General features: G+C 40.4%; 15 protein-coding genes. 14 read left to right on the forward strand and 1 reads right to left on the reverse strand.

What is annotated here, in order from left to right:
* Window positions 1-12 precede the first annotated feature (12 nt).
* The 4 genes from yabA to rsmI are packed head-to-tail and all read left to right on the forward strand — an operon-like array spanning window position 13 to window position 2,307.
* On the forward strand, window positions 13-366 hold the full coding sequence (gene yabA, locus NST01_RS00235; RefSeq protein WP_007496228.1) for a DNA replication initiation control protein YabA: 354 nt from the start codon (window positions 13-15) through the stop codon (window positions 364-366).
* Window positions 367-421: 55 nt separating this feature from the next.
* Window positions 422-1,165, forward strand: coding sequence for a tRNA1(Val) (adenine(37)-N6)-methyltransferase (locus NST01_RS00240; RefSeq protein WP_046527641.1), 744 nt, complete (start codon window positions 422-424; stop codon window positions 1,163-1,165).
* Window positions 1,152-1,451 carry a GIY-YIG nuclease family protein gene (locus tag NST01_RS00245; RefSeq protein WP_017359327.1) on the forward strand — a complete coding sequence of 100 codons (300 nt, stop codon included), beginning with the start codon at window positions 1,152-1,154 and terminating at the stop codon, window positions 1,449-1,451. The genes NST01_RS00240 and NST01_RS00245 overlap by 14 nt, the downstream gene beginning before the upstream one ends.
* Window positions 1,426-2,307 carry a 16S rRNA (cytidine(1402)-2'-O)-methyltransferase gene (gene rsmI / locus NST01_RS00250; protein WP_008341890.1) on the forward strand — a complete coding sequence of 294 codons (882 nt, stop codon included), beginning with the start codon at window positions 1,426-1,428 and terminating at the stop codon, window positions 2,305-2,307. The genes NST01_RS00245 and rsmI overlap by 26 nt, the downstream gene beginning before the upstream one ends.
* A 44-nt stretch (window positions 2,308-2,351) precedes the next feature.
* Here the strand turns inward: rsmI and NST01_RS00255 are convergent, their stop codons facing one another.
* Entirely contained in the window at window positions 2,352-2,642 is a 291-nt protein-coding gene (locus tag NST01_RS00255) for an AbrB/MazE/SpoVT family DNA-binding domain-containing protein (RefSeq protein ID WP_087975202.1), read from the reverse strand.
* Between the two features lie 519 nt (window positions 2,643-3,161).
* Between NST01_RS00255 and metG the strand changes: the two genes are divergently transcribed.
* From metG to purR, 10 genes are all read left to right on the forward strand, one after another.
* Complete coding sequence (gene metG / locus NST01_RS00260) at window positions 3,162-5,162, forward strand: methionine--tRNA ligase (RefSeq protein WP_008341884.1); 2,001 nt, start codon at window positions 3,162-3,164, stop codon at window positions 5,160-5,162.
* Window positions 5,163-5,243: 81 nt separating this feature from the next.
* A complete protein-coding gene (locus NST01_RS00265; protein ID WP_007496220.1) occupies window positions 5,244-6,011 on the forward strand; it encodes a TatD family hydrolase in 768 nt (255 codons plus the stop codon).
* A gap of 244 nt (window positions 6,012-6,255) precedes the next feature.
* Window positions 6,256-7,458: a G5 and 3D domain-containing protein gene (locus tag NST01_RS00270; RefSeq protein WP_007496219.1), complete on the forward strand. Its 1,203-nt coding sequence runs from the start codon at window positions 6,256-6,258 to the stop codon at window positions 7,456-7,458.
* Between the two features lie 160 nt (window positions 7,459-7,618).
* Window positions 7,619-8,179, forward strand: coding sequence for a ribonuclease M5 (gene rnmV, locus NST01_RS00275; RefSeq protein ID WP_008341876.1), 561 nt, complete (start codon window positions 7,619-7,621; stop codon window positions 8,177-8,179).
* Entirely contained in the window at window positions 8,172-9,050 is an 879-nt protein-coding gene (gene rsmA, locus NST01_RS00280) for a 16S rRNA (adenine(1518)-N(6)/adenine(1519)-N(6))-dimethyltransferase RsmA (RefSeq protein WP_008341873.1), read from the forward strand. The genes rnmV and rsmA overlap by 8 nt, the downstream gene beginning before the upstream one ends.
* A 134-nt stretch (window positions 9,051-9,184) precedes the next feature.
* Window positions 9,185-10,069: a sporulation peptidase YabG gene (yabG, locus tag NST01_RS00285; protein ID WP_007496216.1), complete on the forward strand. Its 885-nt coding sequence runs from the start codon at window positions 9,185-9,187 to the stop codon at window positions 10,067-10,069.
* Window positions 10,070-10,282: 213 nt separating this feature from the next.
* A complete protein-coding gene (veg, locus tag NST01_RS00290) occupies window positions 10,283-10,540 on the forward strand; it encodes a biofilm formation stimulator Veg (protein ID WP_003217979.1) in 258 nt (85 codons plus the stop codon).
* A 161-nt stretch (window positions 10,541-10,701) separates the two neighbouring features.
* Window positions 10,702-10,887, forward strand: a complete 186-nt coding sequence (locus tag NST01_RS00295) for a small, acid-soluble spore protein, alpha/beta type (protein ID WP_017366434.1) — start codon at window positions 10,702-10,704, stop codon at window positions 10,885-10,887.
* A gap of 147 nt (window positions 10,888-11,034) precedes the next feature.
* Window positions 11,035-11,904: a 4-(cytidine 5'-diphospho)-2-C-methyl-D-erythritol kinase gene (ispE, locus tag NST01_RS00300; RefSeq protein ID WP_017366435.1), complete on the forward strand. Its 870-nt coding sequence runs from the start codon at window positions 11,035-11,037 to the stop codon at window positions 11,902-11,904.
* Window positions 11,905-11,959: 55 nt separating this feature from the next.
* Window positions 11,960-12,793, forward strand: coding sequence for a pur operon repressor (gene purR, locus NST01_RS00305; RefSeq protein ID WP_007496210.1), 834 nt, complete (start codon window positions 11,960-11,962; stop codon window positions 12,791-12,793).
* Window positions 12,794-12,829 lie beyond the last annotated feature (36 nt).

Genomic DNA, 12,829 nt, shown 5'->3' on the forward strand with positions numbered 1-12,829 from the left:
AGGTGTGCCACCTTGGATAAAAAGGAACTATTTGATACGGTGATTAATTTAGAAGAACAAATCGGTTCTCTTTATCGCCAGCTAGGTGATTTGAAAAATCATATCGGTGAAGTGATTGAAGAAAATCATCAGCTGCAGATGGAGAATCAGCACTTGCGTGAACGTCTGGATCAATCCGATCGAGATAAATCGTCTGAGGCAGAGCATGATTCTGCCCAGAAGCCAAGTCATTCTGATATAGGAGAAGGTCATGATAACCTCGCTCGTTTATATCAGGAGGGCTTCCATATTTGTAATGTACATTATGGGAGCATTCGGAAAGAGGGAGACTGTTTGTTCTGTCTGTCATTTTTAAATAAAAAATGAGAAAAGGCTTCCGCTGAATCGGGAGCCTTTTTCACAGGAAAAGAAAGGATACATCATGGTTTCGTTAAGAGAAGATGAACGTTTAGACTACTTGCTTGCAGAAGATATGAAAATTATTCAAAGTAAAACGGTGTTCGCCTTTTCATTGGATGCAGTGTTATTAGCAAAATTTGCGTATGTGCCGATTCAAAAAGGGGAGATTATTGATCTTTGTACGGGAAATGGCATCGTTCCATTGCTGCTTTCGACGAGATCTAAAGCCTCTATTACAGGGGTTGAAATTCAAGAACGCCTATATGATATGGCAAAGAGAAGTGTGGCGCATAATCAACTGGAGCAGCAGATTGAGTTGATCCATGGTGATTTAAATGATATGCCTAAACGGTACGGAAACCACAAAGTAGACGTGATTACTTGTAATCCGCCATATTTTAAGACTCCTTCTAAGGATGAAATCAATGAAAATGAGTATTTGGCGATCGCACGTCATGAGATTCATTGTACATTAGAAGATGTCATTCGTGTTTCTTCCACTTTGCTAAAGCAAGGAGGCAAACTGGCAATGGTTCACCGTCCTGGACGGCTGCTTGAGATTGTTGAAATGATGAAGAAATACCGAATTGAGCCAAAACGAATTCAATTTGTATATCCGAAACAAGGAAAAGAAGCGAATACCATTTTAGTGGAAGGCATGAAAGATGGAAAGCCGGATTTGAAAATTCTCCCGCCGCTTTTTGTTTATGGAGAAGACCAAGAGTATACAAAAGAAATCAGGACGATACTGTATGGAGAAGCATAGTCATTATTTCTATGTATTGAAATGTGCAGATGGTAGTTTGTACGCTGGGTATACAAATGATTTACAAAAAAGGCTGACTGCCCATAATAGTGGGAAGGGTGCAAAGTATACGAGAGCCAGACGACCGGTGGAACTTTATTATCACGAATGTTTTTCAACCAAAAGAGAAGCCATGCAACAGGAATATCGTTTCAAAACGTGGACACGTCGAAAAAAGGACATGTATATAGAAGAAAAGCGAATCAAAAAGGAGGCGGCACATGAAAAAGACACAGAAAAGCTTTGATGGTCAATCAGAAATGGGTATTCTTTATCTCGTACCAACCCCGATTGGAAACTTAGAAGATATGACGTTTCGAGCGATACAAACGTTAAAGGATGTAGACTATATTGCCGCAGAAGATACGAGACAAACGAAAAAGCTTTGTCATGTCTATGAAATTGATACCCCATTAACGAGTTATCATGAACATAACAAAGATAGCAGTGGTCACAAGTTAATCGAATGGTTAAAAGAAGGAAAGAATATTGCACTCGTGAGCGATGCCGGTTTACCGACGATCTCTGATCCAGGAGCCGAAGTGGTTCGAGACTTTACGAACATCGGAGGCTATGTCATTCCGTTACCTGGTGCAAACGCAGCACTTACGGCGCTCATTGCGTCAGGAATCGCACCACAGCCATTTTTCTTTTACGGTTTTCTTGATCGTCAAAAAAAGGAAAAGAAAAAACAGCTGGAAGCATTGAAGAAACGCCAAGAAACAATTATTTTCTATGAAGCGCCCCATCGGTTAAAAGAAACGCTGACTGTGATGAAAGAAGTGTGGGGGAACCGGAATATTGCCATTACGAGAGAACTGACAAAGAAATTTGAAGAGTTTATTCGTGGAGATTTAGAATACGCGCTGACTTGGGTGACAGAACAACAAATCCGTGGTGAGTTCTGTCTCGTCGTACAAGGAAATGATCAGGATGAAGAAGAACTGAATGAAGAAGCTTGGTGGAATTCTTTATCTGAAAAAGAGCACGTGATCCATTACATAGAGGAAGGGTTAACGTCAAAAGAGGCTATTAAACGTACTGCGGTCGAACGTGGTGTGCCAAAGCGGACGATCTATGATGCGTATCATATTGAACAATAAAGAAAGGTTCTTGCAAACGGTGCAAGAACCTTTTTATATAAAACTTATTTTTGTGATTGAAGTTGGTTTTGGATTTCGTTAATGATTTGCTCTGCACCTTCACGGCTAAGAACTAATTTACCATTAGCAAGTTTAAGGTTATCGTCTGATACTTCACCTGTTACTTGGCAAGTCATGTTTGGTTTATATTTTTTTAGGATAATTTTTTCATCGTCAACATAAATTTCCAAAGCGTCTTTTTCTGCGATTCCTAACGTACGGCGAAGCTCGATTGGAATCACCACGCGTCCTAATTCGTCAACTTTACGTACAATACCTGTAGATTTCATCTTCATTCTCCTCCCAAAAAGTTCTTATTCTTAATATAATATTATCTTCGTCATTATTCGACAAATTCCTTACATTCCTAGCATAACAAGGTTTCCATAAATCGTCAATCATTTTGTTTACTATTGTTTGTAAAATATGACTCTTAAAGTCAAAGGACCTTGAAACTACCGGTGTATAAGGATTTTTCAGAATTTATCTATAAAAATATGAAAAATGACGATAACAGATTAACAAGACTTTTGCCCTAATTTAGCCAATTGTAAATCTGGAAATAGATTTTATACGACAATATTCGACAAAATGTCGAGCGGTTTGTCGTTTTTTTCGAAAAACTCATCTTTTTCATTCATTTCATTCTGTTCTATGTATATATGCTTGATCTTAAAGGCTAAGATGGTATCATAGAGAAAGCACAAGTGCAAAACATAATGAAATGATCTGACACATTTTAATGAAGTATGATGACCGCTCTCGTCCATTGGGCGGGAGTTTTTGACATTTACACACAAGCAGGAGGTTCCGACATGCCGGAAAAGAAAAAAACGTTTTATCTGACTACACCAATTTACTATCCGAGCGGAAAATTACATATTGGACATGCTTATACGACAGTGGCAGGGGATGCCATGGCTCGTTATAAACGTCTGCAAGGCTATGATGTGATGTATTTAACGGGTACTGATGAGCACGGACAAAAAATTCAGCAAAAAGCTGAAGAACAAAATATTACACCGATTGAGTATTTAGATCCGGTCGTTGCTGACATTAAATCATTATGGAAGAAACTCGACATTTCCAACGATGATTTCATTCGTACAACGGAAAAAAGACATACGAAAATCATTGAACAAGTCTTTCAAAAGCTGCTTGATCAAGGAGATATTTATTTAGATCAATATGAGGGCTGGTACAGTATTCCTGATGAAACATTCTATACGGAAACACAGCTTGTTGATGTTGAGCGAAATGAGAAAGGGGAAGTCATTGGAGGGAAAAGCCCAGACAGTGGACACCCTGTTGAATTGATTAAAGAGGAATCATATTTCTTCCGTATGAGTAAGTATGCTGATCGCTTACTAGACTATTACGAAAAGAACCCGTCGTTCATTCAGCCTGAATCAAGAAAGAATGAAATGATTAATAACTTCATTAAACCGGGGTTAGAGGATTTAGCTGTATCAAGAACAACCTTTGATTGGGGCATTAAAGTACCTAATAATCCGAAGCACGTCATCTATGTATGGATTGATGCGTTATTCAACTACTTAACAGCGATTGGCTACGGAACCGATCAAGATGAAAAATATAAAAAATATTGGCCTGCCAACGTACACCTAGTCGGGAAAGAAATTGTACGATTCCATACAATTTACTGGCCAATTATGCTGATGGCACTTGATCTGCCGTTGCCAAAACAAATTTTTGCACATGGCTGGCTACTCATGAAAGATGGCAAAATGTCTAAATCAAAAGGGAACGTAGTAGATCCTGTTACATTAATTGATCGCTATGGTCTTGATGCTCTTCGTTATTACCTGCTACGCGAAGTACCATTTGGTGCAGACGGTGTGTTTACACCAGAAGGATTCGTGGAACGTGTAAACTATGACCTTGCCAATGATTTAGGAAACTTGCTTAATCGTACAGTGGCGATGGTGCAAAAATACTTCGACGGTACATTAAGCAGCTATAAGGGACCAGTCAATGAGTTTGATGAGGAACTAAAAGCTGTAGCTGAACAAACGGTGAAAGCCTATGAAGAAGCGATGGAAAACCTCGAATTCTCAGTGGCTCTTTCAAATGTTTGGACATTAATCAGCAGAACGAATAAATATATTGATCAAACAGCTCCTTGGGTATTAGCGAAGGATGAAACAAAACGAAAAGAACTGCATTCTGTGATGTACCATTTAGCAGAATCACTTCGAATCACAGCTGTATTGTTAACACCATTCTTAACAAAAACACCTGAGAAAATCTTCTTCCAGCTTGGAATTGAAGAAGAGAAACTCAAAAGCTGGGAAAGCATTCTTTCTTTCGGTGCGATTCAAAAAGCGACGGTACAAAAAGGTGAGCCATTGTTCCCTCGTTTAGAAGTTGAAGAAGAAGTGGCATACATTAAAGAGAAGATGCAGGGAAGTGCGCCTAAGGTAGAAGAAGAGACAGTTGAAATAGAAGAAACTGAATTACCTGAGCTGGGTGCCGAAATCGCCTTCGATGATTTTTCGAAAGTTGACCTTCGTGTAGCACAAGTATTGGAAGCAGCACCAGTGAAAAAAGCTGATCGTCTCTTAAAGCTTCAGCTTGATTTTGGATTTGAAAAGAGACAAATTGTCTCAGGGATTGCCAAGCATTATCAACCAGAAGAATTGGTAGGGAAGAAGCTCGTCTGCGTAGCGAATCTCACACCAGTTAAACTAAGAGGGGAAATTTCCCAGGGAATGATTTTAACTGGAGAAACTGGTGGTAAATTGCAGGTTCTTGAAGTAGATCAATCTCTAGCAAATGGAACAAAAATTTTATAATTCAACAAAGGTGTTCCACGTGTAACATTTCGTCGAACACCTTTTGTTTTTCAGAAGAATTGTCGAAAGGAGCAATCAACCATGTTATTTGATACACATGCCCACTTAAATGCTGAACAATATAATGAAGACTTAGAGCAGGTGATTGAAAGAGCCAAAAGTGAAAAGGTAGAGAAGATTGTGGTGGTCGGGTTTGATCGTCCAACCATTACGAGAGCGATGGAGCTAATTGAAGCATATGATTTTATTTATGCAGCCATCGGCTGGCATCCTGTTGATGCCATTGATATGACAGATGAAGATTTGGCTTGGATCAAAGAATTATCTCAGCATGAAAAGGTTGTTGCCATTGGAGAAATGGGTCTAGATTACTATTGGGACAAGTCGCCAAAAGATGTGCAAAAAGAAGTCTTTAGACGTCAAATTGCTCTTGCGAAAGAAGTGAATCTGCCAATTATCATTCATAACCGTGACGCTACGGAAGATGTAGTGACGATCTTAAAAGAAGAAGGAGCGGCAGAAGTTGGAGGAATTATGCACTGCTTTACTGGCAGCCTCGAAATTGCAAAAGCGTGTATGGAAATGAACTTTTATATCTCATTTGGTGGACCTGTGACATTTAAAAATGCAAAAAAACCAAAGGAAGTTGTAAAGGATATTCCAAGTGATCGTCTGTTGATTGAAACAGACTGTCCATATTTAACTCCAGCGCCATTTAGAGGGAAACGGAATGAGCCGAGCTATGTGAAATATATCGCAGAACAAATTGCTGAATTGCGAGAAATGAGCTTTGAAGAGCTTGCTGCATTGACAACAGAAAATGCGAAAAAAGTTTTCCGTATAAACTGACAGTATATGATGTCAATCCTTGTTTAAGCTTGTCCAATTGTGAAACATAACGAAAAAGTTCTACACCTTTGCGCCTCCTCATAGGATAAGTTGTCGATAAGTCTTTCTTCCCTTCCTTCCAAAAATCTCCCATAATAGGTTTACAATCGAGCAATTTTGTACAGTGGGTGGAAGGGTTGACAGGTTTTGAGATACTCTATATAATCTCTCCGAGGAGAAGGAGGCGTTTTTCATCGTACAAAAAATGAAAAATCTGTTTTCTGTCAAGCTAGGAAAAGGCAAGGTTTTATTTCTAGTCGCTTGCTTGCTTTTAGCTGGAACTGGGACGGCTTACGGTGCGCATGAGCTCACTAAGCAGTCTATTACCATTTCAATCAATGGCAAAGAGAAGACAATTCGTACACATGAAGAGACAGTAGCACAGCTGCTTTCAGACCTTGGAATAAGGACCAGGGCGGAGGATCATATCTCTCCAAGTCTAAATACAAAGATTCAAGACAACATGAACATTGTGTATGATGCGGCTATACCGGTTCATCTCACCCTAGATGGGAAAGAGAAAACGATATGGACAACAGATCAGACGGTTGGAGCATTATTGAAGAATGAGAAGATAGATATTGGGAAGCACGATCAAGTAACTCCAGGAAAGAATGACAAGATTAAAAAGAATATGGATCTTGTGGTTCAGCAGGCCTTTCAGGTCAGCTTAAACGATGGAGGAAAGGATAAGAAAGTGTGGACCACTTCGACTACGGTCGCTGACTTTTTAAAGCAACAAGAGCTGAAGCTCAAGAAGCACGATAAGATCAAACCTGCGTTACATAGTCACCTTTCTAAAAAAAGCGCAGATGTGAAGATCACTCGGGTGGAAAAAGTCACCGATGTAGTGGAAGAGAAAATTGCTTTTGATACCAAACATAAAAAGGATCGATCTCTTGAAAAAGGAAAAGAGAAGGTGCTTGAAAAAGGTGAAGAAGGTAAATTGAAGAAGCACTATGCCATTGTGAAAGAAAACGGCAAAGTGGTGTCTAAAGAATTAATTAAAGAGGTTACTGCAAAAGACAGTAAGGATCGTTTAGTGGCCGTTGGTACACAAGTGTCCAAGAAAGAACCTAAAGCGTCCCCTGCGGTTTCAAGAAGTAATGAATCGTCAGGAAAAGAGTTCTATGTGACGTCCACAGCCTATACAGCGGGCTGTGCTGGATGTACGGGTAGAACGTCTACAGGCTTTAATTTAAAAGCAAATCCGGGTGCAAAGGTCATAGCAGTAGATCCGAGTGTCATTCCGCTGGGCTCTAAAGTGTATGTGGAAGGCTATGGGTATGCCGTTGCATCAGACACTGGATCTGCTATAAAAGGGAATAAAATTGATGTGTTCGTCCCAAGTAAGTCGGCAGCTTATCAATGGGGAAATAAACGAGTGAAAATTAGAGTGCTCAAATAAACACATCAAATCATTTATATGAACAGAGGGCTTTGCGCACCCTCTGTTTTTTTGGTTATAATAGAAGCACTGTTTTCTAATTAATTAGACGCAAAAGCAGCATGGAAGGTTTCATTTTTTGACAAAAAAATGTAGATTGTTTTTGCAAGCGGAGGAATACATGAAAATCAAAGAAATCATTGTGGTGGAGGGTCGTGACGACACTGCTAGAGTAAAGATGGCAGTTGATGCAGATACGATTGAAACGAATGGATCTGCCATTGGCGATACAGTCATTCAACAAGTGCGTCTTGCTCAGGAGACGAGGGGGGTTATCATTTTAACTGATCCTGATTTCCCTGGGGAAAAGATCCGTAAAACCATCGCAGAGGCTGTCCCTGGCTGTAAGCACGCCTTTTTACCAAAACACCTTGCGAAAGCGAAGCGGGACAAAGGAATTGGTGTTGAGCATGCTTCCTTGGACAGTATTCGAGAATGCCTTGCACATGTCCATGAGGAAATGGAAGAATCAGAAAGCGAGATTACGTTAGACGATTTATTTGACGCAGGCCTTATCGGAGGCGAAGCATCAAAACGCCGCCGTGAACGATTAGGTGTGCTTTTAAATATAGGATATACAAATGCGAAGCAGCTGCAAAAGCGTCTTCACATGTTCCAAATAACGAAAGAGGATTTTATTGCGGCCTTAAAGACCGTCATGCAGGAGGAAGCCGATGAATAAAGATATTGCGACGCCCATCAGAACGAAGGAAATACTGAAGAAGTACGGTTTCTCTTTTAAAAAGAGCTTAGGTCAAAACTTTTTAATTGATACGAATATTTTAGATCGCATTGTCGATCATGCAGAGATTACGGATGAGACAGGTGTGATTGAAATTGGCCCTGGTATCGGTGCGTTGACTGAACAGCTCGCCAAACGGGCAAAGAAAGTCACGGCTTTTGAAATCGACCAGCGCCTATTGCCGATTTTAAACGATACGCTTTCTCCATATGATAATGTCACCATTATTCATCAAGACGTATTGAAGGCAGATGTAAGAAAGGTGATTGAAGAACAATTTGCTGACTGTAAAGAAGTAATGGTCGTAGCAAACCTTCCTTATTATGTGACGACACCAATTATTATGAAATTGCTTGAAGAAAACCTTCCATTGAAAGGAATCGTTGTCATGCTTCAAAAAGAAGTAGCAGATCGCATGGCTGCTGTTCCTTCATCAAAAGAATACAACTCTTTGTCGATTGCAGTGCAATTTTATACAGAAGCGAAGACGGTCATGGTTGTGCCGAAAACGGTTTTCGTCCCACAACCAAATGTGGATTCAGCGGTAATCAAACTAACTGTTCGTGAAACGCCTGCGGTCTCAGTAGACAATGATACGTTTTTCTTTCAACTGATTCGTGCGAGTTTTGGCCAGCGCCGGAAGACATTGATGAATAACTTGATGAACAATCTGCCAGATGGCAAGAAACATAAAGCCATCATTGAAGAAGCCCTTGTAACAGCTGAGGTTGATGGGAAACGCCGTGGTGAATCATTATCAATCGATGAATTTGCCCGTTTGTCCAATGTTTTACACAAAGCCCTTTCATAAGGGCTTTTTTCTTTTGGTTTTCACCACTTCACCTGTTCAGGCATAGGCTAGAAAGAACAACACACCTGAAAGAAGAACAAGTGTAGCGTAAGACGATACCAACAGGATAAGAGCCTGATTGTGGAGTGAAAAGCATGCAATTTCAAATAGGAGATATGGTGACGAGGGCATCCTATCAGATGGATATTATGTTTCGTATCATTCGAATTGATGAGACAGACCAGCACGAAGCCACCGCCATTTTGCATGGGAATGAAGTGAGGCTGATCGCCGATGCGAAGATGTCAGATTTGGTCTTGATTCAAAAAGAGGAGCAACTGACAAGAGAGAAAGACGATGAACGGAAAATTAACGAATCGCTCGACTTACTCAGGCAAGATTATCAGCTGCTTCGTGAAAAACAAGAGTATTATACGTCTGGACAATATCAGCATCAGGAGCAGTATTTTCATATGCCCGGAAAGGTTCTGCATTTAGATGGAGATGCTTCATACTTAAAGAAATGCTTAGATGTATATGAAAGAATTGGTGTACCTGTGTATGGTGTGCATTGCCACGAGAAGAAAATGCCAAGCATGATTGATTCATTAATTGATCAATACCGGCCTGATATTTTGGTCATCACAGGACATGATGCGTATTCTAAACAAAAGGGCGGTGTACACGATATCGGTGCATATCGTCATTCTCGTCATTTCGTTGAAACGGTTCAAAAGGCAAGAAGGAAGGTTCCGCATTTAGATCAGCTCGTGATCTTTGCAGGTGCCTGCCAATCTCATTTTGAATCATTAATTCAAGCAGGTGCTAATTTTGCAAGCTCACCCTCACGTGTCAACATTCATGCACTTGACCCCGTCTATATTGTTGCCAAGATCAGCTTCACTCCATTTGTAGATCGAATCAACGTGTGGGATGTGCTCCGAAATACACTGACGAGAGAAAAAGGTCTCGGAGGGATTGAAACAAGGGGTGTTTTAAGGGTAGGTATGCCATATAAAAGAGACCATGAATCGACATAACCCGACTGATTTCAGTCTGGTTTTTTTTATGCTCAAAAAGAAATTTCATATGAATACATAATTCACCGGAATTTGAGAAAAATAGGGAGGAGAAAAGGTAGAAGTTTGTCAAAATTATTTTGTTGACAATGGCTCGTGTTGGTTGATATAATTTAATTTTTATTTGACAAAAATGGGCCGTTGTTGTATAATTATCTCAGTGAGGTGGATGCAATGGCGAAGACTTTGTCCGACATCAAAAGATCGCTTGATGGTAACTTAGGTAAACGTTTGACGTTAAAGGCTAACGGAGGCCGCCGAAAAACAATTGAGCGTTCGGGCATTTTAGCTGAAACGTACCCTTCTGTTTTTGTGATTCAATTAGATCAAGATGAGAATTCGTTTGAAAGAGTTTCTTACAGTTATGCAGATATACTGACTGAGACGGTCGAATTAACGTTCGATGATACCGCTAGCTCAGTCGCCTATTAATGGGCAGTGAACTTTTTGTTTACTGCTTTTTGTTTTGCCTTTTTTCTGTATGGGAGGCTGTCCATTATTTGAAAGGGGTAAAAGGCAGGAATCGATGCAAAATAAGAAAGCCACAAATGAGTGGCGATGATTCGAATTCTCGACCAAAGGGGCTGTTTCGTTTGGGTAGACGCCGAGGCATTATGTCAGATGAGTTCAAATACGAGCTGGCGAAGGATCTTGGATTTTATGATACCGTCAAAAATGGAGGCTGGGGAGAGATTCGTGCGCGTGACGCAGGAAATATGGTCAAACGTGCCATTGAATTAGCTCAACAGCACATGGCTCAAGAAGAGAATCAACGATAAAGAAATGATCAGGGATACCTCGGGTGTCTCTGGTCTTTTTTGCTTGAAAAAGTGAGTGTGCTGGGGGCAAAAGCCAATATTCATCAGATCCATCAAATGTGATACAATATTGATACTTATGTTTAGATGGAGAAGTAGGTGAAATGTTTGCGTATTTTAGAAAAAGCACCGGCAAAAATTAATCTCTCACTTGATGTTCATGGAAAAAGACCGGATGGATATCACGAAGTGGAGATGGTGATGACAACAATAGATCTTGCAGATCGACTAGAGCTGACGGAGCTGGACAAAGACGAAATCCGTGTATCATCTCATAATCGTTTTGTGCCAGATGATCAACGGAATTTGGCTTATCAGGCAGCTAAATTATTAAAAACAAGATTCGGTATTCAAAAAGGCGTATCGATTGTCATCACAAAAGCAATTCCCGTCGCAGCAGGTTTAGCTGGAGGCAGCAGTGATGCCGCAGCAACGCTTCGCGGCTTAAACCGTTTGTGGAAGTTAAATCTCACGTTAGATGAACTAGCTGAGCTTGGAGCGGAGATCGGCTCAGATGTCTCTTTTTGTGTACACGGAGGGACAGCGCTAGCGACAGGACGTGGAGAGAAACTAAAGCATATTGCGACACCGCCGCATTGCTGGGTGATTTTAGCGAAGCCGGTGATTGGGGTATCTACAGCTGAGGTCTACAGACAATATGACGCAAGCAAAGTAGAACACCCAAATGTACAGCGTATGATTGAAGCAATTGAAGCGAAAGATTATAAAGAGATGTGCGGCTCACTCGGTAACGTGTTGGAATCTGTGACATTAAAGATGTATCCGGAAGTCGATATGATTAAGAGACAGATGAAGCGTTTCGGAGCAGATGCTGTATTAATGAGCGGCAGCGGGCCAACTGTATTTGGCTTGATTCAATATGAATCGAAGGTACAAAGAATATATAACGGACTGAGAGGATTTTGTGATCAGGTTTACGCTGTCCGCATGATCGGCGAACAAAATACCCTTGATTAAATCCGTATATTAAGTTATATTATTCATAAATTATTCGGGTTCTGGGGGTAAGTTCATGAAGTTTCGTCGAAGCGGCAGATTGGTGGACTTAACAAATTATTTGTTAACCCACCCGCACGTACTAGTACCTTTAACTTTTTTTGCAGAGCGATATCAATCTGCGAAGTCCTCTATTAGTGAAGACTTAACGATTATCAAACAGACCTTCGAACAGCAGGGAATAGGGACTTTACTTACTGTACCTGGCGCTGCTGGCGGAGTGAAATATATTCCAAAGATTCATCTAAAAGAAGCAGACGAAGTCGTCAACGATATCGGAGAGGCATTATCAACTCCTGAACGTGTGCTTCCTGGCGGTTATTTATATTTAACTGATGTTTTAGGCAATCCATCGATTCTTGCGAAAATCGGTAAGCTTTTTGCGACCATTTTTTCGGATCGACCGATTGATGTTGTCATGACTGTTGCGACGAAAGGTATTCCGATTGCCTATTCTGTTGCAGGTTATTTAAATGTGCCTGTTGTGATCGTTAGAAAAGATAATAAGGTAACTGAAGGATCAACTGTGAGTATTAATTATGCATCAGGTTCTTCTAACCGAATTCAAACCATGTCACTTGCAAAGCGGAGCTTAGATAAAGGATCCAATGTGTTGATTATTGATGACTTTATGAAAGCAGGCGGAACCATTAATGGCATGATGAATCTTCTAGAGGAATTTAATGCAAATGTTGCAGGGATCGGTGTTTTATTAGAAGATGAAGGCGTAGATGAACGTCTTGTCGATGAATATGTATCACTTTTAAAGCTTTCAACCATTGATATGAAGCAGAAAATCATTGAGATTAATGAAGGCAATTTCCACGAGTTTTTTCATTCGAAAGCTTAAGCTTTGATCAAACATGTATTTGAATGGGAGAGATTG

Source organism: Bacillus sp. FSL R7-0166 (assembly GCF_038008935.1).
GTDB lineage: Bacteria > Bacillota > Bacilli > Bacillales > Bacillaceae > Bacillus > Bacillus altitudinis.